Consider the following 23,707-nt stretch of genomic DNA (forward strand, 5'->3'; position numbering starts at 1 on the left):
GGGGGCGGTCGCCGGATGCGTGCGTTCAGGGGCGCAGGCGGATCGTGGCGGCGACCGGGAGGTGGTCGCTGCCGGTGGCGGGCAGCGGCCGGATGCCGAGGACGGTCGCGGAACGAGCCAGGACCTGGTCGATGCGGGCCACCGGCAGCGCGGCGGGCCGGCTGAAGGCAAGCCGCTGCGGGGCCGGGCGCAGCCGGGTGGTGACGGGGGCGAGTCCCGGGTCGCCGGCGGTGGCGTTGAGGTCGCCGAGCAGGAGGAGCCGTTCCTCGGGTTCGGCGGCGATCGCGGCACCGAGGCGCGCGGCGGCGGCGTCCCGGGCGGCGGAGTCGAGGCCGGTGGCGGGGCGCAGGCGCACGGACGGCAGGTGGACGACGTGGACGGCGGTCCGGCCGTACGGCGTCAGCGCGGTGGCGCGCAGCCCCCGGTTCCAGTCGGGGCCGAACCCGGGCGGCCGGATGTCCAGCGGCCGGACGTCACGCAGCGGGTACGCCGACCACAGCCCCACGGTCCCGTGGACCGCGTGGTACGGGTAGCCGGGCGCGAGCACGGCCCGGTAGGCGGGCAGGGCGGCCGTGGTCAGCTCCTGGAGGGCGATGAGCCGGGGCCGGGCGCGAGTCAGGGCGCGGGCGGTGCCGGCCGGGTCGCGGTTGTCGTCGGCGGCGTTGTGCTGGACGACGGTGATGACGCCGGGGCCGGTCGCGGGGGGCTCCGGTGGCTCCCCGCCGTACCGGGCGAGCCACACCCCGGCGGGCAGCAGCAGGGCGAGCAGCGCGAGGGCGGAGCGCCGCAGCCGGGCCGCGACCAGCAGGACGGGCAGGAGCAGCCCCAGCCACGGCAGGAACGTCACGACCAGGCTGTCGGGACGCCCGGCGGTCCGGGGCACGGCACCGGGGAAGGCCAGCAGGCAGGCCGCGGCGACGGCGGTCGCGGCCACCACCCGCCCCCGCCGCCAGGGCGAGGACCGCCCCGGCCCGCTGGTCCCGGCCGGCCGCGTGCGCGTTCCCGTACCCCTGTCCACACCGGACGACGACGCACCCGCACCGGATCGGGTTCCCGGACGGCGACCGGGGTGACCGGCGCGTGGTCACCGTGCCGTGGTTCATGGACGAGGTCCTGACCAGGAGCGGCAAGCTGCCGACGGCGTAGGCCGGCAGGAGCGTCAGTGGGCGTCCGGCGGCAGGGGTTCCTCCCACCGGACGCCCGGCGGCAGGACCGTGTCGGCCTGTTCCGGGCCCCAGGTGCCCGGGTCGTACGGGTGCGGGGCGAGGTCCCCGGTGAGCACCGGGTCGACGGCGCGCCACGCGGCCTCGACGGTGTCCTGCCGGGCGAACATCCAGCGCTCTCCCGCGAGGGCCGCGCCGATGAGCCGGTCGTAGGGGCGCATGTCGAGCGCCGCGCTCCGGTGGAAGGCCAGCGCCTCGCGCTGCGCGGCGGCGCCGGGCCCGGGCTTCTTGCCGAGCAGGCCCAGGCTGAGGGCGGTGTCGGGGCGCAGCCGTACCCGCAGGTGGTCGGCGCCCAGGGCGTCGCCGAGGCCGAAGACGTCGGTCGGGGGCCTGCGGAAGGTGACGACGACCTCGGTGGCGGACACGGGCAGCTTCTTGCCGGCCCGGATGAGGATGGGCACGCCTGCCCAGCGCCAGGAGTCCAGGGAGAGGCGCGCCGCCACGAACGTCTCGGTGCGGGAGCCGGGTTCGACGCCCTCGACCTTGTCGTAGCCGGTGTACTGGCCGAAGACGGTGGTGCGCGGGTCCAGTGGTTCCAGCGCGGTGACGACCCGGGCGCGGGCGTCGTCCCACTCGGACAGTCCCGGCCCGTCCGGGGGGTCGGCGGTGACGGTGGCGAGCACTTGGAGCAGGTGGTTCTGGAGGACGTCCCGCACGGCGCCGGTGCGGTCGTAGAAGCGGCCCCGGTCGTCGACGCCGAACGCCTCGCCCATGGTGATCTGGACGCTGTCCACGTAGGTGCGGTTGAGCAGCGGTTCGAGGACGGAGTTGGCGAACCGGGCGTACATCAGGTTCTGCATCTGCTCCAGGCCGAGCCAGTGGTCGACGCGGAAGACCGCGTCCTCGGGGAAGACCTGGTGGACGGTCGCGTTGAGTTCGCGGGCGCTGCGCAGGTCGGTGCCGAAGGGCTTCTCGATCATCACCCGGGCACCCTCGGCGTGCCCGGTGGTGGCGATGCCCTGGGCGATGCGGCCGAAGAGGGCCGGGGGGACCTCCAGGTAGAACAGCGCGCGGCGGGAGTCGCCGAGCGTCCGCCCGAGGGTGTCGTACGTCGCCGGGTCGGTGAGGTCGCCGTCGATGTAGCGCAGCGCTTCCAGGACGCGGCGGCCGGGCGCTCCGTCCGGGTCGATGCCGGCGTGCCGCAGTGAGGCGGCGGCGTAGTCGCGGAACTGGTCGAGGCCCCACCCGCTCCTGGCCACGCCGATGACCGGCACGTCGAGCATGCCGCGTCCGGCCAGTCCGGCGAGCGCGGGGAAGGTCTCCAGTTTGGCGAGATCTCCGGTGGCGCCGAAGATGACGAGCGCGTCCACGCGGTCCGTTGCCATGGTGTCTCCCGTTCGGGGTGGGGTCAGCCGAGCCGTCGTACCAGGTGGTCGCCCACCCGCAGCGCGTTCGCCATCACGGTGAGGGACGGGTTGACGGCGCCGATGCTGGGGAGGAAGGACGCGTCGACGACGTACAGGTTGTCGAGGTCGTGGGCGCGGCAGTCGGGGTCCAGGGCCGAGGTGGCGGGGTCGGTGCCGAAGCGGACGGTGCCCGCCTGGTGGGCGGTGGCGCCGATGGGCATGTCCTTGTGCAGGTACGCCTTGTGGGGCAGCAGGTGGTGGGGGTGCATGCCGAGGTCCTCCAGCATGCTCTCCAGCCGGTGCCGCAGCCGCCGCAGGCCCTCGGTGTTGGTGTCGCGCAGGGCGAGGTGGACGGCGCCGTCCCGGTCGAGGGTGACCCGGTTGCGTGGGTCCGGCAGGTCCTCGCCGCACAGCCAGAAGTCGACCGAGTGGTGGGCGAGGACTTCCAGGGGCATGTCGGGCGGGCCGAGACCGGCCCAGTGGGGGGCGTCGGCGCGGATCTGCTCGGCGTCGGACTTGCCGAGCATCTGGATGCCGCCGAGGGGGTAGTCCCAGTCGTCGGCACCGGCGTAGAAGTCGTTGACCGCGAGGGTCTTCTGGAAGCGGGTGGGGTTGGGCTCCCGGGACACCGCCATCAGGGCCTCGTTGTTGTGGCGGAGGTAGTGCCGGCCGACGGTGTCGGAGCTGTTGGCCAGGCCGCCGGGGTGGCGGTCGGAGGCGGACTTCAGCAGCAGGACGGCCGTGTTGACCGCTCCGCAGGCCACCGCGAACACGTCGGCGCGGAAGCGGACGACGGTGCCGTCCTCCAGGGTGGTCACCGCGCGGGTGACGGTCCGGCCGGTGGGGTCGGTCTCCAGGCGGTCCACCCGGGCGCCGGTGAGGAGGGTGAGGTTCTGGTGGCGCAGCGCGGGGGTGACGCAGACGGTCTCGGCGTCCGACTTGGCGAGCAGCGGGCAGGGGAAGCCGTCGACGCGGTCGCAGCGGATGCAGGCGCTGTCGCGGGTGGGCAGCCCGTCGGGCCCCTCGGTGAGGTCGACGCCGATGGGCAGCGGGAAGGGGTGCAGTCCCAAAGCGCTCAACTGCTCGGCGAGTTGGGCGATGCGCGGCGCGTGGGTGACCGGCGGATGGGCGTACGGGGTGCTCGACGGGCCCTCGGTGGGGTCGTCGCCGTGGTGGCCGTGGACGCGGTAGAGGTGCTCGGCCTCGCCGTAGTAGGGCTCCAGGTCGCCGTAGTCGAGGGGCCAGGCCGGTGAGAGGCCGCCGTGGTGCACGATCTCGTGGAAGTCCCGGGGGCGCAGCCGGAAGAGGGCGGCGCCGTAGAACTTGGTGTTGCCGCCGACGTAGTAGTTGACCTCGGGCGGGAACGGCTTGCCGTCGTGGTCGTACCAGAGGTCGGGCGCGCGGTAGCGGGACTCGACGAACACGGCCCGCGAGTCCCAGTTGTCGCGTTCCCGCGGCAGGTGGCCGCCGCGTTCGATGAGCAGGACGCGTTTGCCGGACGGGGCGAGGCGGTGGGCGAGGGTGCCCCCGCCGGCGCCGCTTCCGACGATGACCACGTCGTAGTGCTGGTCGTCCACGGATCCCTCCGAGGCCTCTTGGCACCGATCCGCCGGACGCGAGGGCTCCGGACTCCGGGCCGCCGGACACGGGGTCATTCCCTTCCACGCTAGGCGGGCTTCCCGGGGCCCGCATCCGCGCGTCCCCGGCCCGGGGCGCGGTCACATCAGGTGCGGCGGCATCCGTTCCGGGGGTTTCGCCTCGCCGCCCAGCAGGCGCCGGTCGAGGGCGTCGTCGAGGGTGGTCGCCGCCATGACGAGCGCGAGGTGGGTGAACGCCTGCGGGAAGTTGCCCAGTTGCTCCCCGCTGGGGCCGATCTCCTCGGCGAACAGGCCGACGTGGTTGGCGTAGGTGAGCATCTTCTCGAAGGCGAAGCGGGCCTGTTCCAGCCGTCCGGCGCGCGCCAGGGCGTCGACCCACAGGAAGCTGCACAGGCTGAAGGTGCCCTCGCTGCCGCGCAGTCCGTCGGGCGAGGCGTGGGGGTCGTAGCGGTAGACCAGGCTGTCGGAGACGAGCCCCTTCTCCATGGCGTCGAGGGTGCTGAGCCAGTCGGGGTCGGTGGGGGACGCGAAGCCGACCCGGGGGACGAGGAGGAGCGAGGAGTCGAGGACGTCGTCGTCGTAGTGCTGGACGAAGGCGCGGCGGCCGGGGTGCCAGCCCTTGTCCATGATCTGGGCGAAGACGGCGTCCCGGGTGGCGCGCCAGCGGGCGGCGTCGGCGGGCCAGGAGAGCCGGTCCGCCAGGCGCAGGCCGCGGTCGAAGGCCACCCAGGTCATCACCCGGCTGAAGGTGAAGTCCTTGCGGCCGCCCCGGGTCTCCCAGATGCCGTCGTCGGGCCGGTCCCAGCGGGTGGTGAGCTCGTCGAGCACGCGGGCGATGGCGCGCCAGTCGCGGTACGAGAGCCGGGGCGCGCCGCCCCGCCCGCCGGAGCCGCGTTCCTGGGCGAGGGCGTAGAGGGCCTCGCCGTAGATGTCGAGCTGGAGCTGGTCCTTGGCGGCGTTGCCGACCCGGACGGGGGCGGAGCCCCGGTAGCCCTCCAGGTGCGGCAGGGTCTCCTCGGGCAGGTCGGGGTCGCCGTCCACCCGGTACATGATCTGCAAGGGGGTGCCGGCGGGGCCGTGCGGCAGGTCGGCCCGCTCGGAGAGGCGGCGGGTCAGCCAGTCGGTGAAGGCGGCCGCCTCCTCCTCGAACCCCAGGTCCAGCAGGGCCCGTACGGACAGGGAGCCGTCCCGGATCCAGGTGTAGCGGTAGTCCCAGTTGCGCTCGCCGCCGACCTGTTCGGGCAGGCCCATGGTGGCGGCGGCGATCGGCGCCCCGGTGGGCAGGTGGGTGAGCAGCTTGAGGGTGATGGCGGAGCGGTGGACCATGTCGGGCCAGCGGCCCCGGTAGCGGGTGGTGCGCACCCAGCCCTGCCAGAAGCGGATCGCGTCCCACAGCCGGTCGGTCAGCTCGCCGGTGGTGGGCGGGGCGGGTGGCGGGCCGCCGGTGGCGCACACGGTGAGGGCGGCGCCCGCGCTCTCGCCGGCGTTCAGCGCGACCGTGCCCTCGATGTCGTCGCCACGGCGCCGCAGCGGGAAGGTGGCCCCGACGTGGGCGTCGAGCCGGGTGCCGTGGAAGACGGCGTGCCGGTCGCCCTCGGTGGTGAGCGTGTGGCGGTCGCGCCCGAAGTCGAACCGGGGCGCGCAGGCGAGGCGGAAGCGCACCGAGCCGCGCATGCAGCGCACCATGCGGAACAGGGTGTGCCGGTCGCTGGGTGCCCGGGTGAGCAACGGGGGCATCCAGTCGAGGAGTTCGCCCACTCCGCCGGGTGACATGAAGCGGGTCACCAGCACCGCCGTGCCGGGGTAGTAGAGCTGTTTGCTGGTGGTGCCGTCGGGCGGGTCGGGGCCGAGCGCGAAGTGCCCTCCCCGGTCGTGGTCGAGGAGCGCGGCGAAGACGCCCGGCGAGTCGAACCGGGGGGCGGCGTACCAGTCGACGACGCCCTCCGCCGAGATGACGGCCGCGGTCTGGAGGTCGCCCACCAGGCCGTGGTCCGCGATGAGGGGATAGCGCTGCACGGGACCCTCCAGGGGGTGTGCCGTCCTGCCCGTCACCGTCCCATTGTCGCCGGGGCCCCCGGATCCGGCGCGTCCGGCGGCGGGGCGCCGTCCGGGACCGGCGGGCCGGCGCCCTCGCGCCTACGCTGGAACCGGGACGCGCGCGACCGGCGCGCCCCGGTTCGGTCACCGGCTGCGCCGGAGGTGGAACGGCCTTGCACCGAGTACGTACGGACGCCGGTACGCGGCACCGCTCCCCCGCCCCGCCGGGCCGGGCGTGCCGCCCCGTGCCGTGGCGCCGGTGAGCAGGCTCCCGCGGCGGGTCCGTGCCGCCGCCGGGGTGTGGCGCGACGCCCGGCACCGGGCCGCGCTGCGCTCGGCGTTCCGGGTCACGCTCGCCGTGTCGGTGGGCTTCTTCCCCTGCCGGTACGGCCTGGAGCGGCCGGTGATGGCGGTGTACGCGCTGTTCGCGGTGATCGCGCTGGGCGTGCTGTCCCGTACGGCGGGGTCGGGCCGGGCCGCGGCGGCGGGGGTGCTCAAGGCGCTGCCGGCGGCGCTCGCGCTGACGGCGCTGGGGACCTGGATCGCGGTGTGGACGTGGACGGCGGTGCTCGGCATCTTCGTGGTGGGTTTCGCGCTGATGTTCGCCGCCGTCGCGGGGCCGCGTCCGGCGGGCCCGTCCAGCGGGCTCCAGCTCTGCTGCATCCTGGCGTGCTTCCCGCCGTACGCGCCGGAGCAGCTGGGCGACCGGCTGGCGGGGATCGCCCTGGGGCTGGTCCTGCTGGCCGCCGCGGAGCGCTGGGTCCTGCCGGAGCGCGCCGCCCCGGGCCACCGGGCACGGCTGGCGCTGGCGGTCGGCACCGCCGCCGCTCTCGCCGCCTCCCCGGCCGCCGGCGCGGGCGGCCGGCCCGGCGCGGCGGACGGCGGCGGAACCGGCGCCGCGCCCGGGGTGGACGCCCTCGCCGTGGCGGACGCCCTGAGTCCCGCCACGCTGCCCCCGCAGGAGCGGCCCGCCGCGCCCACCCGGTCGAGCCGGGCCTACGCCCAGGCCGGGGCGTCCGCGCGGACCCTGCTGCACCAGCTCCACCAGCTCGTCACCACGGGCCCGGACCGTTCCGGCGACCCCGGCCGCGCCGGGCGTCCCGACCCGCTGGTGACCGCGCTGCTGGCGGCGATGGCGGACACGCTCCAGCAGACGGCGGCGGCACTGCGCGGGAGCGCCCCGCCACGCCCGGGCACCGTCCATCCGGCGATCGTGGGGTTCCAGTCCGCGCGGCACCGGGAGGTGCGCTCCCGGCCGGAGGCCGACCCGGCGCTGAGGTCGGCGGTGCTGGCCGCCGCGGAGTCGGCGCGCAATGTGGAGCTGGCGGTGCGGATCGCCCTGCTGGGCCGGCGGGTCGGCCCGGTGGAGCCGCGGTCGCTGTTCTGGTACGCGGACGCCCCGGCCCTCCGGCTGTGGGCCCGGCGGGTGCGCGGGCACCTGACGCCCCGCTCGGTGCTGTTCCAGAACGCCGTGCGGGTGGCGCTGGGGCTGGCCGCGGCCCGGCTGGTGGCGGGGCTGCTGGACCTGTCGCACGGCTTCTGGGTGCTGCTGGCCGTGCTGACGCTGGTGCGGACGACGGTGCTCCAGACCCGGTCGGTGGTGGCCCGGGCGCTGGGCGGGACGCTGGTGGGCGCCCTGGCCGCGGCGGCGCTGCTGACGGCGGCGGGGCCGGCTCCGGCGGTGTACGCCGCGCTCCTCGCCCCGGTGATGATGGTGGCGTTCACGGTGGGTCCGCTGCTCGGCGTGGCGTGGGCGCAGGGCCTGTTCACCGTGGTGGTGTCGGTGGTGTTCGCCCAGCTGGCGCCGGTGAGCTGGCAGCTCGACGAGGTACGGCTGCTGGACGTCCTCACGGGCAGTGCGATCGGGCTGGTGTGCGGGCTGCTGGCGTGGCCGAGGGGCGCCCGGCGGGAGCTGCGCACCGCGATGGCGCACCTGCTGCGGGAGTGCGCCGGGCTGGTCGCCTCCACGGCGGCCGCGCTGGCCGGCGGCCCGGCCCGGCGGGCGGCCGGGGTGGACGGCGAACCGGCCGCCCATGCCCTGTTCCTCGCCCAGACGGCGTACGCCCAGTATCTGACCGAACCGGCCGCCCGCCCCGGCCGCGCGGCCGGCCCCGGCGCGCCCGGCCGCGGCGGCCGGGAGGACGCCCCGGGCGGCACGGGGGAACCGGGCGGCGCGAGGGAACCGGGCGGTGAGGCGCTGGACTGGCACGCGGCCCTGATGATCGGGCAGCACACCCTGGCGGGCGCGTACTGGCTGCCGCTGTACGACCGGCCCGGTGCGGGCGCCGTTCCCGAGCGGGACGGGGACGCGCTGCGGAGCCGGGCGGAGAGCCTGGCCCGCTCCCTGACGGCGGTCGCGGACGCCGCCGCCTGTGGCCAGGGCCCGCCGCCGGACGTCCCGGGGCCCGGCGCGGCGGTGGTGCCCCGGGCGGGCGTGCCCGAACTGGCCGACCTGCGGCAGTGGCTGGCGGTCCTCCGGCACGACGTACGGCTGCTGACCGGAGCGGGCCGGGAGATCCGCTGAGCCCCGGGCCCCCCGGCTCAGTACGCGACGGAGATCCGGGCGCGGGGGTGGCCGCCCTTCTCCAGCTCGTCGACGAAGGCCACGGCGTAGTCCTCGGCGCTGATGCGGCTCTCGCCCTCGGCGTCGGTGAGCAGGGTGTCGCCGCCGACCCGGAAGGTGCCCGTCCGCTCCCCCGGGGCTATCAGCGCGGCCGGGGAGACATAGGTCCAGTCGAGGTCGGTGGTGCGGCGCAGCACGGCGAGCAGGTCGGCGTGGGCCAGGGCCTCCCCCCGGTACGCGGCGGGGAACCCGGGGGCGTCGGCCAGCGGCACGCCGTCCGCGGTGGTCAGGGACCCCGCGCCGCCGACGACGACCACCCGGCCGGCGCCGCCGGCGCGTACGCCCCGCAGGAAGGCGTCGTACAGGGCGGCGAACGGCACTCGGGGGTCGGTGCCGTCCCGGGGCGGTACCAGCGCGGAGGCCACCACGTCGGCGCCGGCGACCGCCTCGGCGACCTGCCGGGCGGTGGCGGCGTCGGCGGCGACGGCCGTCACACCGGGTCCCGGCACCGGCGCCTCGCCGGAGCGGGAGACGGCGACGACCTCGTGGCCCCGGCGCACCGCCTCGGCGGCGATCCGGCTGCCGATCATTCCGGTGGCCCCGAACAGACTGATCCTCATGGTGGTTCCCTCTCGCGTGGTGCTCCGATTCGGACGTCGCCGGGCCCGGTGGGGCCCGGCGTGTTCCAACGTAGGAGGCGGGGCAGGGCGCCTCGGGGTACGGTGGCGACGGATGATGGTCAGAATCCGACACACCCGGGAGAAGCCATGGACGGCGGGCCGATCAGGGAGGTGCCCTTCGCCGCCCCGCCCGGGGTGCCGTCGGGCGTCGAGGTGCTGACCTTCGGGGAGCTGGCGGCGCGGCTGCCGCGGCGGAGCGTCCTGACACCGCAGCGTCCCTCCTTCCACCACCTGATGGCGCCGCTCTCCGGGGAGCTGCGGCACGCGGTGGACTTCACGGTCCACCGGGTGGTGCCGGGCTCCTGGCTGTGGGTGCGGCCGGGGCAGGTGCAGCAGTGGTACGACCTGGGTGCGGCCGAGGGCCATGTGGTGCTGTTCGAGACGGAGTTCCTGGACGCCGCGACCGCCGGCGCGGCGCGGCTGGCCGATCCGTACGCCGCCGCCGTCGCCACCCCCGGCCCGGACGACGCCGGGGCGCTGCTCCTGGCCGCCGAGCACCTGCGACACGAGTTCGGGGCGCTGGGGCGGCTGCCGCTGGAGGCGCACCGGGCGGCGCTGCGCCATCTGCTGGCGGTGCTGGTGCTGCGCCTGGCGCACGCCGTCCCGCCGTCGCCGGGCGGTGGTCCCGGCGGCCGGCCGGAGGGCCCCTACGAGCGCTTCCGGGACGCGGTGGAGGCCGGCTTCACCCGTACGCGCCGGGTGGAGGACTACGCCCGCGCGCTGGGCTACGCGCCCCGGACGCTGTCCCGGGCGACGCTCGCCGCCGCCGGGGTGGGCGCGAAGGAGTTCATCGACCGGCGGGTGGTGCTGGAGGCCAGGCGGCTGCTCGCCCACAGCGACCGGACCGCCGGCGGGATCGCGCTGGCGCTGGGCTTCTCCAGCGCGACCAACTTCGGCAAGTTCTTCCAGCACCGGACCGGTGTCACCCCGCTGGGCTTCCGCGACTCCGTACGCGGCGCGGCGGCGGACACCAGGCGATGACCGGCGAGGTGCGCGCCTTCGGGCGGGGCGTCAGCTCTCCGGGAACGCCGGCGGGATGCCGAGGTGGGGGGCGACGGTGCGCCAGAGGGTGGAACGGGCGGCGGCGAGGCCGACCTTGGGGTCGTCCAGCATGACGCGGATGCCGAGGCCGTCGGAGAGGGCCAGGATCAGGGTGGCGACCGCGTCGGTGTCGCAGTCGGTGAACTCCCCGGAGGCGACACCGCGTTCCACCGCCCCGCCGACCCAGGCGTGCAGCTGGTCGTACAGGTCGACGGCGAGGTGCCGGGCCGCGGTGTCCCGCTGGGCCCGCACCCACAGCTCCTGCCAGAGCTTCCAGTCCTGCCGCAGCTCCTCGTCGGTGGGCAGCATGCTGCGGACGATCCGGGCCAGGACGACGGCGGCGGGGGCGGTGCCGCCGTCGTCACCGGCGTAGGTGCCGGTCTGGGCGAAGGAGTGCGTCATCGCCTCGGCGAAGAGCTTCTCGCGGGTGTCGAAGTGGTAGTGGAGCAGGGCCTTCGACACACCCGCGTGGTCGGCCACCTTGCGCATGCTGATGTTCTCGAACCCGATGTCGGCGATCACTTCGCACGCGGCCGTGAGGATGCGCTCGCGTGTCTCCTGCGCGCGTTCGGCCTTGGTCACTCGGCTTCTCCCCGTGTCGGCGCCCGCCGGGGCGGCGGACGGGCCCGCCGCCGGGCCTCCGGATCATCATTCTCGCCCACCCCGCCTCCCCGGTCGTACGGGGGACACGGCGGCGGCCCGGGAAGCCGGGCCGCCGCCGGGGCGGGAGGGGCGCCGGCCGTCAGGCGGCCGGTGACGGCATCCGCAGGACGCCGGTGCCGCGCTTGACCAGCTCCCCCGCGACAATCAGCCGCTGGATCTCGGAGGTGCCCTCCCAGATCCGGTCGACGCGCAGCTCGCGGTAGAGGCGCTCGACCGGGTACGAGCGGTCGTAGCCCCGGCCGCCGAAGATCTGCACGCACCGGTCGATCACCCGCCCGGACGCCTCGCTCGCCGCCAGCTTGGCGATGGCCGCCTTGGCGTGGAGGGTCTTGCGGTCGGCGACCCCCTCGTCCACCTCCCAGGCGACCTGGTGGGTGTAGGCGCGGTTGACCGCGATGTCCACCGCGCAGTCCGCCAGCATCCCCTGCACCAGCTGGAAGTCCGCGATCGGCGACCCGAACTGCCGCCGCTCCACCGCCCAGTCCCGCGCCAGCTCCAGCGCCCGCTCGGCCGCGCCGATCGTCCGCGCGGCGATCATCAGGCGTTCCTCGGTGAACCAGGAGCGGGTGATGTCGTAGCCGTCGCCCACCCCGCCGAGGACGGCGTCGTCCGGGACGCGGACGTCGGTGAGGGTGAACTCGGGGTGCTCGTAGACGAAGGTGTGCATCCAGCGGGGCACCCGGGTCATCTCGACGCCGGGCGTGTCCTTGTCGACCAGGAAGAGGGTCGGCGCCCGCTCCTCCCCCGCGGCGGCGAGCACGATCATGAAGTCCGCGTGGTCGCCGACCGTCACGAACCACTTCTCGCCGTTGAGCAGCCAGCCGCCGCCGGTCCGCGTGGCGGTGGTCGTCAGACTCTGGGGGTCGGATCCGGCCCCGGGCTCGCTGACGGCGTAGCAGTCGCGGCGCTCGCCCCGGATGACCGGCTCCAGATAGCGGGCGCGCTGTTCGGGGGTGCAGTGGGTCAGGGCGTTGGCCGGGCGCCACACCATGTCCCACAGCGCGCCGGTGAGGCGGCCCAGTTCGGCCTGGACGACGGCCTGCTCCAGGATGGTGAGGCCCGCGCCTCCCCACTCGGCCGGCATGTTGACCGCCTGGAGGCCGCTGTCGAGGACGGCGTCGCGGATCTTCTCGTGGGCGCTCGGGGGCAGGCCGTTGTTCTCCTCGCAGTCGTTCTCGTAGGCGCTGATCAGGTCGGTGAGCGCGCGGGCGGAGCGCCTGAGCTGCTCCTGGCGGGCGGTGAGGCGGAAGTCCATGCCGGTGTGTCCTCCGGATCGCGGGGAGAGGGGAGAGGAGGGAGAGAGCGAAGGGGGATTCAGGGGGCGGTGGGCAGGGCGAGGACCCGGGTGCCGCGCTTGACGAGTTCATTGGCGATGATCAGGCGCTGGATCTCGGAGGTGCCCTCCCAGATCCGGTCGACGCGCAGCTCCCGGTACATGCGCTCGACCGGGTACGAGCGGTCGTAGCCCCGGCCGCCGAAGATCTGCACGCACCGGTCGATCACCCGGCCGGCCGCCTCGCTCGCCGCCAGCTTCGCCGTCGACGCCTTGGCGTGCAGCGTCTTGCGGTCGGTGCCCGGCTGGTCGGCCTCCCAGGCGACCTGGTGGGTGTAGGCGCGGTTGACCGCGATGTCCACCGCGCAGTCCGCCAGCATCCCCTGCACCAGCTGGAAGTCCGCGATCGGCGACCCGAACTGCCGCCGCTGGACCGCCCAGTCCCGCGCCAGCTCCAGCGCCCGCTCGGCCGCGCCGACGGTACGGGCGGCGATCATCAGGCGCTCGTCGGTGAACCACTCCTTGGTCAGTTCGTAGCCGTTGCCGACCCCGCCGAGCACGTCCTCGTCGGGGACGAAGACGTCGGTGAAGGTGAATTCGGGGTGCCCGTTCACCGCGGAGTGCATGAAGCGGGGGACGCGGGTCATCTCGACACCGGCGGCCCCCTTGTCCACGAAGAACAGGGTCGGGGCGCGCTCGGGGCCGGCGTCGGCCTGGACCAGCAGGAAGTCGGCGATGTCGCCGCAGGTGACGAACCACTTCTCGCCGTTGAGCAGCCAGCCCGCGTCGGTGCGGGTGGCGGTGCTGGTGCCCGAGCCGGGGTCGGAGCCGGCGCCCGGCTCGGTGACCGCGAAGGCGTCGAAGCGCTCGCCCCGTACGACCGGCAGCAGGTACTTCTCCCGCTGGGCGTCGGTGCCGTACGCGAGGACGTTGGCGGGGCGCCAGGGGATGTCCCAGAGGCAGTTGGTGACCTTGCCGAACTCCTCCTCGACGATCACCTGGTCCAGCAGGGTGAGCCCCGCCCCGCCCCACTCCCGGGGCATGTTGATGGCGTAGACACCGGCGTCGATGGCGGCGCGGGTCAGTTCACGGACCGTGTCGGCGGGCAGCGGGCCGCCCGCCTCCTCGGACTGGTCCTCGTACCGCATCAGGAGCCGTGCGTAGGCGGCGGCTCGGGCCTTCAGGCCGGCCTGTTCGGGGGTGTAGCGGAAGTCCATGGCGGGTTCCTCCAGATCTCCGGGCGTCAGTGGGGGACGGCGCGCGCGTCCAGGGCGAGGGCCCCGTCCGGGCGCACCAGCAGCGGGTTGACCTCCAGTTCGGCGATCTCGGGGTGCGCGGCGGCCACGGTGGTGACGCGTTCGACGACGGCGGCCGCGGCCGCCACGTCGACGGCGGGCCGGCCGCGCACCCCGTCCAGCAGAGCGGCGCTCCGCAGTCCGCGCAGCAGTGCCTCGGCGCGGCGGGCCGGTACGGGCGCCAGCGCCAGGGCGACGTCCCGCAGCGTCTCGGCGAGGACGCCGCCGAGCCCGACCATGGCGACGGGCCCGAACCGGGGGTCGTGGCGCACGCCGACGATCAGCTCGACCCCGTCGGTGAGGTCGGCCATCGCCTCCACCGAGTGGGCGGGCGCGCCGAGCCGGGCGCGCATCTCCCGGTACGCGGCGAGCAGTGCGTCGCGGTCGGGGAGGCGCAGGGCCACCCCGCCCGCGTCGGACTTGTGCAGCAGGTGGAGGGCCTTGAGGACGTACGGGCCGTCGAACTCCCCGGCGGCGGCGAGCAGTCCGGCCTCGTCGGTGACCTCCCGGGCGGGCGGGAAGGGGACGCCGCCGGCCGCGAGCAGCGCCCGTACGCCGTGGTATCCGGTGTCCGTGAGCGGCGGCGCGGCGGGCGGCAGCGGGGGCACGCCGGCCCCGGGCGCCCCGCCGGCCGGGGCGGTCAGGGCGGCCAGCGCGCGGGCGGCGTCCTCGGTGGCGGCGTACACCGGGACGCCGGCCCCGCGCAGGACCCGGCAGCTCGGGGAGCCGGGGTACATCGACTGGACGACCAGGGGCTTGGAGCCCGCCCACAGATGCGCGGCTATCTCCTTGGCGGCCCGCTCCTCGCCCTCGGCGAGGACGGCACCGCCGGCCGGGCCGCCGCCCAGTCCGCCCCCGGCGGCGGCGTACCCGCCGAAGTAGCCGGTCATCAGGACGGCGTCCACGTCGTCGGCGGCGAGCAGCCGGCCGACGGCGTCGGCGTACGACAGGGGGCGCTGTTCGCCCATGCCGGCGAGGTCGACAGGGTTGCCGACGGCCGACTGGTCCCACAGCACGGCCCGCAGCGCGTCCTGGGCGGGTCCGGACAGCTCGGGGACGTCGAGCCCGGCGTCCTCGGCGGCGTCGGCGGCGACGGCTCCGTGGCCGCCGCCGTCGGTGAGGATGGCGGTCCGCCGCCCCCGCGCCCTGCGTGTCCCGCCGGTGAGCGCGGCGAGCACGACGGTCATCTCCCGTGCGGTACGGACGAGTTCGACGCCCGCGTCACGGCAGGCGGCGGCCACGACGCCGGCCGGGGTGGTGAGCGCCCCGGTGTGCGACGCGGCGCTGCGGGCGGACGCGCGGCCCCGGCCGGCGGTGAGCAGCACCACCGGTTTGCCCGCCCCGGCGGCGGCCCGGGCGAAGGCCCGGCCGTCGCCGAAGTCCTCGGCGTAGATGGCGATCGCCTCGGTGCCCTCGTGGCGGGCGCAGTCCTCGACCAGGTCGACCAGGGTGACGTCTGCCTGGTTGCCGAGAGAGACGAACCGGGAGTACCCGAGGCCGTGCGGCTCGGCGCGGAGCTGGAGTTCGAGGGCGAGGTTGCCGCTCTGGCTGAGGAGGGCCACCGTGCCGGGCGCGAAGCGGTCGGAGGCGAGGTACAGCTCGGTGGTGTTGTCGGCGATGCCGAGGCAGTTGGGGCCGACGAGGAGGGCGCCCGCCTCCCGGACCCGTGCGGCGACGGCCTGTTGCCGGGCGAGTCCCGCCGCGCCGGCCTCGGCGAACCCGGCGGTGATGCCGACCAGTGCCCGGGCCCCGCAGGCGAGGGCGTCGTCCACGGCGGCCTCGAACCCGGCGCCGGGCACGGAGATCACCACCAGGTCGACCGGTTCCCCGATCGCGGCGAGCGAGGGGGCCGCCGGCCGGCCGAGGACGGTGCCGCCGCGCCGGTTGACCAGGTGGACGGGCCTGCGGCCGGGGGCGCGGAGCGCCTGGGCGGCGACCGCGTGGCCGTACTTGGCCGGGTCGTCGCTGGCGCCGACGACGGCGACGGAGCGGGGGTCGAAGAGCGCCTCGAGGTCGCGGGGCATGTCAGCGCTCCGTCCGCAGGGCGTCGTTGGGGCAGCTCGCGGCGCAGGCGCGGGCCGTCTCCTCCTCGCCGGGCGGGACGGTGACGGCGACGATCCGCGCGTAGCCCCATTCGTCCAGCTCGACGAGGTCGGGGGCGTGTTCCTGGCACAGTCCGTAGCCCTGGCAGCGGGTGGCGTCCAGCAGGAGTTTCATGGCGTTCCTTTCAGCGGTGCGCGGGCTCGGGCGCCGCCCCGGGGGCGGGGGCGACGCGGGGCACGGTGACGGTCAGGCGGTCGTCGCCGCCGGAGCGCGGGGCGGCCGCGCAGGAGGGGCAGCGGGTGTCGAGGTGGGCGCGGACGACGTGGGGGAAGTGGCGCAGGAGGCTGCCGGCGGTGTGGGCGGCGGCGTCGAGCAGCCCGCACGCGCCGCGGCCGGGCAGCCCCCGGGCCCAGCGCCCGAGGGCGGCGAGCGTGTCGGGGCCGGCCGCCCCGAGGGCGAGTCCGGTCAGGGCCTCGCTGATCGCCCCGGTGCCCGACAGGCACACCCCGCACTGGCGGGCGCTGCCGGCCGCGAGGTGGGCCGCCGCGTCGGCCGCGGCGGTCACCGGGCAGTGGCCGGGGACGAGGAAGCGGATGGCCCCGCAGCCCAGCGCGGTGCCCGCGGCGGTGAGCGCGCCGGGGTCGAGCGGCAGGTCCAGGACGTCCGGGCCGGCCAGTCCGCCGAACAGCCCGCCCATGAGCGCGCCGGTCGCGCCGGGTGCGCCCGCCTCGGCCGCCAGGGTGCGCAGGGGGGTGCCGTAGGGGACTTCGGTGAGGACGGGGGTGGCGCGGTGGCCGGCGTCGTGGCCTTCGCCGGTGTCGTTGCCTTCGTCGGCGCCGTGACCGCCGGGACCGTTGTGACCGCCGTTGCCGTGGTGACTGCTGTGCCCGCCGTTGCCGCCGTGCCCGCCGTTGCCGCCGTGCCCGCCGTTGCCGGCGTTGCCGCCGTTGCCGGCGGACAGGGTCAGCAGGGTGGTGCCGGCGATGCGGTGCCGGTCGGCGGGGTGGGCGGCGACCAGGGCGATCCGGGCGAGGGTCTCGACGTTGGCCACCAGGGTGGGCGCTCCGCCCACGCCCCGCTCGAAGGGGCGGGGCGGTTTGGCGGCGGGCAGGGCGGGGCCGCCGTCGATCCGGCGTACGACGGCCGACTCCTCGCCCGCGACATAGGTGTGGCCGGTCTCCACCACCTCCACCGGCAGGGGCGGCGGGTGTTCCGCGAGCGCCCGGCGTACGGCGAAGGCGGCGGCGGGGTCGGACAGGTAGACGTAGCCGCGGGCCGCCCCGGTGATCGCGGCGGCGTGGGCGAGGCCGTCGAGGACCAGGTGCGGCCGGGCCCGGAGCAGCCAGCGGTCCTTTGCCGAGCCCGGCTCCCCCTCCTCGCCGTTCGCCACCACCACGGGCGCCGCGCCCCGGTCGCGGACGGCGCGCAGCTTCACGGCCGCCGGGAAGCCGGCCCCGCCGCGCCCGCGCAGGTCCGCGTCGGCGAGGTGGTCCAGCAGGGCGGCGGGTCCGGTGGTGGAGGTGTAGCCGCCGGTGGCGCGGTACGCCCCGGCGCTCTCGGTCAGCTCCGGTGCGGTGCCGAGCACGGGGCCCGGCGGCCGCGTCGCCGGGTGGCGGATGGTGGTCATCGTCCGGCTCCTGTCGGGGTCGGGGGCGGTGTGTCGGTCGGGGGCGGTGTGTCGGTCGAGGGTGGTGTGTCGGTCGAGGGTGGGGGGCGGGGCGCCGGGTGCGGGCCGGGGCGTCACCGGGCCGCGCCCGCCGGGGTGTCGGTCCGCAGCGTCCGCAGCGCGGTCTCCAGGGCGGCGCGGTCGGCGGCGGTGCGGCCGTACCCGGGGCCGGGCAGGCCGATCAGCATGCGGTGGTGGTCCAGGACCACCTCGCCGGCGAGCAGGGCGGCGGCGCGGTCGCCCTGCCGGGTGCCGTCGGCGACGGCGATCACCAGGGCGGTGACCTCGGCGAGGTAGCGGAGCCAGTCGTGCCGGCCGCCGCGCAGGATCAGGCGCTCCACGCGGCGCCGTTCGGCGGCGGTCCGCTGCCCGATCGCGCCGTCCTGGTGGGGCGCGGGGGCACGGAGCGCGGCGACCGCCGCGGGCAGTTCCCGCTCCGGTTCGGGGGTGAGCCCGAGCCAGGCCAGACGCCGGTGACCGCTCATGCGTGCCTCCTCCGGGAGGTGGGGGGCGGGGGCGGCCCGGGCCGCCGTACGCCGTGGGGTGGGAGTGGGGGGGGAAGAAGGGGGCGTAGGCGGGGGGCGGGACGCCCCACACCGTTCGCGTACGGGAATCGGGGCCGGCCGCTCCAAGGGGCCTGCACAGGCCCGTCACGGCCGGACCGGCACCGGTCCACAGAAGCTGACCGATCGGTCAGCCATGCACTACGCTAGCTGACCGATCGGTCAGCGTACAAGTCTTGACCCCACGGAATTCAGCCACCAGTCTTACTGTCCAATCGGTCAGCGTGGTCGTGGGCGTCCGTCCCGGCCGCCCTGCCCGCCCCGCTGGACCGCCCGACACCGAACCGCCGCACCGCCGGCACGGAGGAGTCACCCGATGCAGTCCGAAGCCCCCACCACCGCACCCGCCACGCCCGGCCGGGACACCCCCGGCTCCGCGCTCCCGGCCCGCCACTACACCGACCCCGACATGCTCGCGGCGGAGATGCGGCAGGTCTTCGCCACGTCCTGGCAGGTCGTCTGCCACGAGTCCGACCTGCCCCGGCCGGGCGCCCGGATCGCCGCCACCGTCGCGGACCGCGAGGTCCTGGTGGTCCGCACCGAGGACGGCGGCCTGGCGGCCCACCTCAATGTGTGCCGCCACCGCGGCACCCGCCTGGTCACCGGTCCGGAACCGGCCGGAAAGGCGATCCGCTGCCCGTACCACGGCTGGACCTACCGCCTCGACGGCACCCTGGTCGGCGCGCCGGAGGCCCGGCAGATCCCCTGCCTGGACAAGCCCGCCCTCGGCCTCTTCCCGGCCCGCGCCGAGTCCTTCCTGGGCTTTGTGTTCGTGAATCTGGACCTGGACGCCGTACCGCTGGCGGAGAGTTGCGCCGGGCTCGCCGACGCGGTCGGCCACTACGCCGGCGCCGACCTGGTGCCGGTCGGCCGCGACCGGATCCACGACCTCACCCGCGCCGAGGTGCAGCAGGCCAACTGGAAGGTCGCCGTCGACAACTACCTGGAGGGCTACCACGTCCCGGTGGCCCACCCGGGGCTGATGCGGCTGCTCGACTACCAGGGCTACACCTGCACGATCGAGGACGCGTACGCCCTGTTCACCTCGCCCCTGCGCGACAAGCCGTCCTCGAACTGGGCCGAGCGCCTCTACCAGCGCGTCGCCGCGCCCATGCCCGGTCTGACCGAGGCCGACCGCCGGGTGTGGCGGTACGCGGTGATCTACCCCAACACCCTCATCGACTTCTACCCCGACCACGTACTGGCCTGGACCGCGATCCCGACCGCCGTGGACCGGGTCGCCGTCCCCGGCGCCTTCTACACCCGCCCCGGCAGCGGCGCGCGCACCCGGCTCGCCCGGCGGCTGAACATCCACATCGGCTGGATCACCAATGACGAGGACGCCGAGCTGGTCGCCCGCGTCCAGAAGGGGCTGACCACCCCCGGGTTCGAACCCGGCCCCCTCTCGCGCCGCGAGTCCGCCGTCGGCTGGTTCGCCGACCGGATCCGCGCCGACCTGGCGCGCTGACGGATCTCAGCGGCCCCCGTCCGGCCGCCCGTCGCGCCGGCCCCCGCCCCGAGCCCCCGACTCTCCTCCCCCGACGCACCGATCGGCCCCGCCGTCCCGTACGGCCCTACGGAGAGGACACCGATGTCCCCCGAGGAACCCACCCCGTCCCGCCGCGCCTTCCTGCGCGCCTGCACCGCCGCCGCCGTCGGGCTCTCCGCGGCGGGCTGCGGCTTCGTCGCCGGAGCCGACCCGGCCGCCGAGGCCGCCGCGAACGAACCCATCGACGTCCGGGTCGACGGCGACCTCGTGTACTTCAACTGGGCCGACTTCGTGGCCCCGGCCGTCTTCGAGGGCTTCCAGCGGGAGTACGGCGTCAAGGTCGTGCAGTCCAACTTCGACTCCATGGAGGGCATGGCGGCCAAACTCAACGCCGGCAACCGCTACGACATCATCTTCCCCACCGCCAAGTGGGCCCAGCGCCTCGCCGACGGCGGCAGGCTCCGCCGGATCGACCACACCCGGCTGAGGAACGCCGAGGCGGTCTTCGGCGGGTACGACTACTTCGCCGACCCCTGGTACGACCCCGGCTCCGCCCACACCGTGCCCTTCATCATGTACAAGACCGGCATCGGCTGGCGGCGCGACCGGCTGGGCGACCTGGAGGGCTCCTGGGACGACCTGTGGAACCCCCGCGCGAAGGGCAGGGTCTTCGTCCTGGACGACCGCGACGAGGTGCTGGGCGTCGGCGCGCTCACCGTCGGCGCGGACCTCAACGCGTCCGGCTCCGGGGAGATCGGCCGCGTCACCGGCAAGCTGCGCTCGCTCCGCCCCCATCTGCGGGGCTTCTCCAGCGACAGCTACAACAACCTGCTCAACGGCAACGCCGACATGACCCAGGCGTGGAGCGGGGACATGGCCGCCATGCTCGCCCAGGCCAAGGACCCGTCGGTGCTGGGTTTCCAGGCCCCGCGGGAGGGGACGCCGGTCAACTCCGACTGCTACGCCATCCCGGCCGACGCCGAACACCCCGGCACCGCGATGCTGTTCATCGACTACATGCTGCGCCCCGACAACGTACGGCGGAACATCGAGTACATCGGCTACCCCATGCCGGTGGCGGGCAGCGAGGACACCTACCGCGCACTGGTGGAGCCCTTCCCCGAATGCCTGGTGACCCAGGACGACCTGAAGGCCGGCCTGTTCTTCCGCAACGGCACACCGGAGGCCGAACGGGCCCGTGACGCCGCCTGGACCGAAGTGAAGGCCGGCTGACATGGGAACCGACAGGAAAGCCAAGACCGCCTCCCGGGGCGGCAGGCGGGGGACCCGGCTCTGGACCTGGCTGATGCTCCCCGGCACCCTGTGGATGACCACCTTCCTGGTCGCGTCCCTCCTCCTGGTCGCCACCCTGGCGTTCGGCACCACCGACCCCCTGGGAAACCCGCGGTTCGGTCTCAACCCCGACAACTTCGCCGCCCTGACCGCCCCCGCGTACCGGACCGTGCTCCTGCGCTCGCTCGGGTACGCGCTGGTGACGTGCCTCATCTGCCTGCTGGTGGCCTATCCGGTCGCGTACGCCGTCGCCCTGCGCGGCGGGCGGTACAAGAACCTGCTCATCGCCGCGATCGTGGTGCCCTTCTTCGCCAACTACCTGGTGCGGATGTACGGCTGGTCGGTCGTCCTCTCCGACGACGGGCCCCTGCTGCGGCTCCTGCGGGCGGCGGGCCTCGCCGGCGAGGGCACCACGATCCTCCAGACCGGCGCGGGCGTGGTCGCCGGTCTCGTCTACGGCTTCGTCGTCTTCATGATCATCCCGCTGTACGCGGCGATGGAGCGCATGGACACCTCGCTCATCGAGGCCGGGCGCGACCTGTACGGAGGCCCGCTGCGGACCTTCCTGCTGGTCACCGTGCCCGCCACCCGGCAGGGCGCCGCCGCGGGCTGCGTCCTGGTCCTCCTCCCCGCGATGGGGGACTTCGTCAGCGCCCAGCTCATGGGAGGACCCGACCAGATCATGATCGGCAACCTGATCCAGGACAAGTTCTTCCAGGGCCAGAACTGGCCGCTCGGTTCCGCGCTCACCATGCTGCTCATGGCGGTGCTGTTCCTCGGGATGCTGGGCTATCTGCGCCGTACCCGCAAGGACGAGGCGGAGGCGGCCCGATGACCGCCACGGACACCTCCCCCACCACCGGTCCCACCCGTCCCGAGCCCCGGCCCCGGCCGCCCCGTCGCCGACGCCGCGGGGCCGAGCGCCGGCCGCGCTTCGCCCTCGCCGTCACGGTGGCCTTCTTCGCCTTCCTGTACCTCCCGGTCGGCGTGGTCGTGCTCTTCTCGTTCAACGCGCAGAAGTCCCTGACCGTCCTCGACGGGCTGAGCCTGCGCTGGTACCGGGCGTTCGCCCGCGACGAGGTGCTGCTCGGCTCACTCGGCACCAGCCTGGAGATCTCTCTGGTCGCCATGGCGGGCTCGGTCGTCCTGGGCGTGGCGCTGGCCCTGGGGCTGGTGCGCGGCCGGGGACGGCTCGGGTCGTTCGCCGGCCTGGTGATGCTCGTCCCCCTGATCACCCCCGAGATCGTCACCGGGGTGGCGGCGATGCTGCTGTTCAAGGGCGTGGGCGTCCCGCTGTCCACCACCACGGTGATCCTGGCCGAGATCACCTTCTCCGTCTCGTACGTGACGGTGATCCTGCGCTCCCGGGTCGCCGCCCTCAACCCGGAGATCGAGGAGGCGGCGCGCGACCTGGGCGCGACCCGCCGGCAGGCGCTGCGGCTGGTGACCCTGCCCGCGCTGCTGCCCAGCATCCTCGCGTCCGCGGTGCTCGTCTTCGCCCTCGTCTTCGACGACTTCGTCCTCGCCTACTTCACCACCGGCGTCGACCCGCAACCCCTGTCGGTCCGCATCTACTCGGCGATCCGGTTCGGCGTCCAGCCCACCATCAACGCCGCCGGCACGCTGATGCTCGCCGGATCGATCGGGCTCATCGTCCTGGCGCTCGCCATCCCGCGCCTCTTCGGCCGCCGCGGCGGCCTCGATCTGCTCTCCGGGAAGTGACCCCCATGCAGCCCTCCCTCCCCCACCCCGCCGTCCGGCTCGACCGGGTCGGCAAGCGGTACCCCGGCACCTCCGCCGACGCCTATGCCGTACGCGGAGTGGAACTCGACGTGGCCGCCGGTGAGTTCTTCTCCCTGCTCGGCCCCTCCGGCTGCGGCAAGACGACCCTGCTGCGGATGATCGGCGGCTTCACCGACCCCACCGAGGGGTGCGTGCTGCTCGGCGGGGAGGACGTCACGGGCCTGCCGCCGGAGAAGCGGGACGTCAACACCGTCTTCCAGAGCTACGCCCTCTTCGACCACCTGTCCCTCGCCGACAACGTGGCCTTCGGCCTGCGGCGCAAGCGGGTGCCGCGCCCGGAGATCCGCCGCAGGGTCGCCGACATGCTCGACCTCGTCCAGCTCGGCGCGGTCGCGGACCGCCGGCCGGCCACCCTCTCCGGCGGTCAGCGGCAGCGGGTCGCACTCGCCCGCGCCCTGGTCAACCGCCCCCAGGTGCTGCTGCTGGACGAGCCGCTGGCCGCGCTGGACCTCAAGCTCCGGCGCCGGATGCAGGTCGAACTCAAGCAGATCCAGCGAGAGGTGGGCATCACCTTCGTCTTCGTCACCCACGACCAGGACGAGGCGCTGACCATGTCGGACCGGGTCGCCGTGATGAACGAGGGCCGTGTCGAGCAGTGCGGCACGCCCGAGGACGTCTACGAGCATCCCGCGAGCAGCTTCACCGCCTCCTTCCTGGGCACCTCCAACCTGGTGCCGGGCACCTACCGCCCGGGGCGGATCGTCCTCGACGCGGGCCCCGAGCTGCCGGTGTGCGCCCGGCCGGGGCTCGCCGACGGCAGCAGGGTGAGCCTGTCGATCCGGCCCGAGAAGATCTGGCTCTCGGACCTGGAGCCCGGGATGGCGCGGGTGGAGGGGGTGGTCCGCGAGACGGTGTACTCCGGCCCCACCACCACGTACCTGATCGAACTCGCCCCCGGGGTCACGGTGTCGGTGCTGGAGCAGAACACCGACCGCTCCCGGATGGAGGACCGCTGGTGCGGCGGGGAGCGCGTCGAGGTGGGCTGGCGGCCCGAACACGGCCTCGTCCTCGACTGAGCCGTCCCGCGCCCCGCGCCGCGTCCTCGAACGAGAGTCCCGCGGCCCCGCGCCTCGTCCTCGGCCGAGACGTCCCGCCCCCTGCTCCCCTCTCCCCCGTCCCGGCCCCCCGGGG

Annotated in this window: 19 protein-coding genes; 7 read left to right on the forward strand and 12 right to left on the reverse strand. The window is 75.2% G+C overall.

Features of this window, described 5'->3' with window-relative positions; all coding sequences use genetic code 11:
* Positions 1-25: 25 nt before the first annotated feature.
* The 4 genes from ACF08D_RS29350 to ACF08D_RS29365 all read right to left on the reverse strand — a co-directional run bounded on the left by ACF08D_RS29350 (position 26) and on the right by ACF08D_RS29365 (position 6,183).
* Positions 26-937: an endonuclease/exonuclease/phosphatase family protein gene (locus ACF08D_RS29350; protein ID WP_392226900.1), complete on the reverse strand. Its 912-nt coding sequence runs from the start codon at positions 935-937 to the stop codon at positions 26-28.
* Between the two features lie 222 nt (positions 938-1,159).
* Positions 1,160-2,548 carry a glucose-6-phosphate dehydrogenase gene (gene zwf, locus ACF08D_RS29355; RefSeq protein WP_392226902.1) on the reverse strand — a complete coding sequence of 463 codons (1,389 nt, stop codon included), beginning with the start codon at positions 2,546-2,548 and terminating at the stop codon, positions 1,160-1,162.
* 23 nt (positions 2,549-2,571) lie between these two features.
* A complete protein-coding gene (locus ACF08D_RS29360; RefSeq protein ID WP_392226904.1) occupies positions 2,572-4,224 on the reverse strand; it encodes a GMC family oxidoreductase in 1,653 nt (550 codons plus the stop codon).
* Between the two features lie 63 nt (positions 4,225-4,287).
* A complete protein-coding gene (locus ACF08D_RS29365) occupies positions 4,288-6,183 on the reverse strand; it encodes a glycoside hydrolase family 15 protein (protein WP_392226905.1) in 1,896 nt (631 codons plus the stop codon).
* Positions 6,184-6,463: 280 nt separating this feature from the next.
* Here ACF08D_RS29365 and ACF08D_RS29370 point away from each other — a divergent pair, with 280 nt between their 5' ends.
* Positions 6,464-8,728: an FUSC family protein gene (locus tag ACF08D_RS29370; protein WP_392226906.1), complete on the forward strand. Its 2,265-nt coding sequence runs from the start codon at positions 6,464-6,466 to the stop codon at positions 8,726-8,728.
* A gap of 17 nt (positions 8,729-8,745) precedes the next feature.
* On the opposite strand, the gene ACF08D_RS29375 is transcribed toward ACF08D_RS29370, so the two are convergent.
* Positions 8,746-9,387, reverse strand: coding sequence for an NAD(P)-dependent oxidoreductase (locus ACF08D_RS29375; RefSeq protein WP_392226907.1), 642 nt, complete (start codon positions 9,385-9,387; stop codon positions 8,746-8,748).
* A 147-nt stretch (positions 9,388-9,534) separates the two neighbouring features.
* Between ACF08D_RS29375 and ACF08D_RS29380 the strand changes: the two genes are divergently transcribed.
* On the forward strand, positions 9,535-10,428 hold the full coding sequence (locus ACF08D_RS29380; RefSeq protein WP_392226908.1) for a helix-turn-helix domain-containing protein: 894 nt from the start codon (positions 9,535-9,537) through the stop codon (positions 10,426-10,428).
* A gap of 30 nt (positions 10,429-10,458) precedes the next feature.
* Here the strand turns inward: ACF08D_RS29380 and ACF08D_RS29385 are convergent, their stop codons facing one another.
* The 7 genes from ACF08D_RS29385 to ACF08D_RS29415 all read right to left on the reverse strand — a co-directional run bounded on the left by ACF08D_RS29385 (position 10,459) and on the right by ACF08D_RS29415 (position 17,913).
* A complete protein-coding gene (locus ACF08D_RS29385) occupies positions 10,459-11,070 on the reverse strand; it encodes a TetR/AcrR family transcriptional regulator (protein WP_392226909.1) in 612 nt (203 codons plus the stop codon).
* Positions 11,071-11,230: 160 nt separating this feature from the next.
* Entirely contained in the window at positions 11,231-12,406 is a 1,176-nt protein-coding gene (locus ACF08D_RS29390; RefSeq protein ID WP_392226910.1) for an acyl-CoA dehydrogenase family protein, read from the reverse strand.
* A gap of 59 nt (positions 12,407-12,465) precedes the next feature.
* Positions 12,466-13,641 carry an acyl-CoA dehydrogenase family protein gene (locus tag ACF08D_RS29395; protein WP_392226912.1) on the reverse strand — a complete coding sequence of 392 codons (1,176 nt, stop codon included), beginning with the start codon at positions 13,639-13,641 and terminating at the stop codon, positions 12,466-12,468.
* A gap of 26 nt (positions 13,642-13,667) precedes the next feature.
* The gene (locus ACF08D_RS29400) at positions 13,668-15,743 is read right to left on the reverse strand and encodes an acetate--CoA ligase family protein (RefSeq protein WP_392226914.1); all 2,076 of its coding nucleotides are present in this window, start codon (positions 15,741-15,743) and stop codon (positions 13,668-13,670) included.
* Between the two features lies 1 nt (position 15,744).
* Positions 15,745-15,936 carry a ferredoxin gene (locus ACF08D_RS29405; protein WP_392226916.1) on the reverse strand — a complete coding sequence of 64 codons (192 nt, stop codon included), beginning with the start codon at positions 15,934-15,936 and terminating at the stop codon, positions 15,745-15,747.
* Between the two features lie 10 nt (positions 15,937-15,946).
* Positions 15,947-17,389, reverse strand: coding sequence for an NADH-ubiquinone oxidoreductase-F iron-sulfur binding region domain-containing protein (locus ACF08D_RS29410; RefSeq protein WP_392226918.1), 1,443 nt, complete (start codon positions 17,387-17,389; stop codon positions 15,947-15,949).
* A gap of 113 nt (positions 17,390-17,502) precedes the next feature.
* The gene (locus ACF08D_RS29415; RefSeq protein WP_392226920.1) at positions 17,503-17,913 is read right to left on the reverse strand and encodes a hypothetical protein; all 411 of its coding nucleotides are present in this window, start codon (positions 17,911-17,913) and stop codon (positions 17,503-17,505) included.
* 394 nt (positions 17,914-18,307) lie between these two features.
* On the opposite strand from ACF08D_RS29415, the gene ACF08D_RS29420 reads away from it, so the two are divergent.
* From ACF08D_RS29420 to ACF08D_RS29440, 5 genes are all read left to right on the forward strand, one after another.
* Entirely contained in the window at positions 18,308-19,459 is a 1,152-nt protein-coding gene (locus ACF08D_RS29420; protein ID WP_392226922.1) for an aromatic ring-hydroxylating dioxygenase subunit alpha, read from the forward strand.
* A 123-nt stretch (positions 19,460-19,582) separates the two neighbouring features.
* Positions 19,583-20,713: a spermidine/putrescine ABC transporter substrate-binding protein gene (locus tag ACF08D_RS29425; protein WP_392226925.1), complete on the forward strand. Its 1,131-nt coding sequence runs from the start codon at positions 19,583-19,585 to the stop codon at positions 20,711-20,713.
* A gap of 1 nt (position 20,714) precedes the next feature.
* Complete coding sequence (locus tag ACF08D_RS29430) at positions 20,715-21,608, forward strand: ABC transporter permease (protein ID WP_392226927.1); 894 nt, start codon at positions 20,715-20,717, stop codon at positions 21,606-21,608.
* On the forward strand, positions 21,605-22,495 hold the full coding sequence (locus ACF08D_RS29435) for an ABC transporter permease (RefSeq protein WP_392226928.1): 891 nt from the start codon (positions 21,605-21,607) through the stop codon (positions 22,493-22,495). The genes ACF08D_RS29430 and ACF08D_RS29435 overlap by 4 nt, the downstream gene beginning before the upstream one ends.
* Positions 22,496-22,500: 5 nt before the next feature.
* A complete protein-coding gene (locus ACF08D_RS29440; protein WP_392226930.1) occupies positions 22,501-23,592 on the forward strand; it encodes an ABC transporter ATP-binding protein in 1,092 nt (363 codons plus the stop codon).
* Positions 23,593-23,707: the final 115 nt, after the last annotated feature.

Origin of the sequence: Streptomyces sp. NPDC015131 (assembly GCF_043079975.1) — a bacterium.
Classification (GTDB): domain Bacteria; phylum Actinomycetota; class Actinomycetes; order Streptomycetales; family Streptomycetaceae; genus Streptomyces.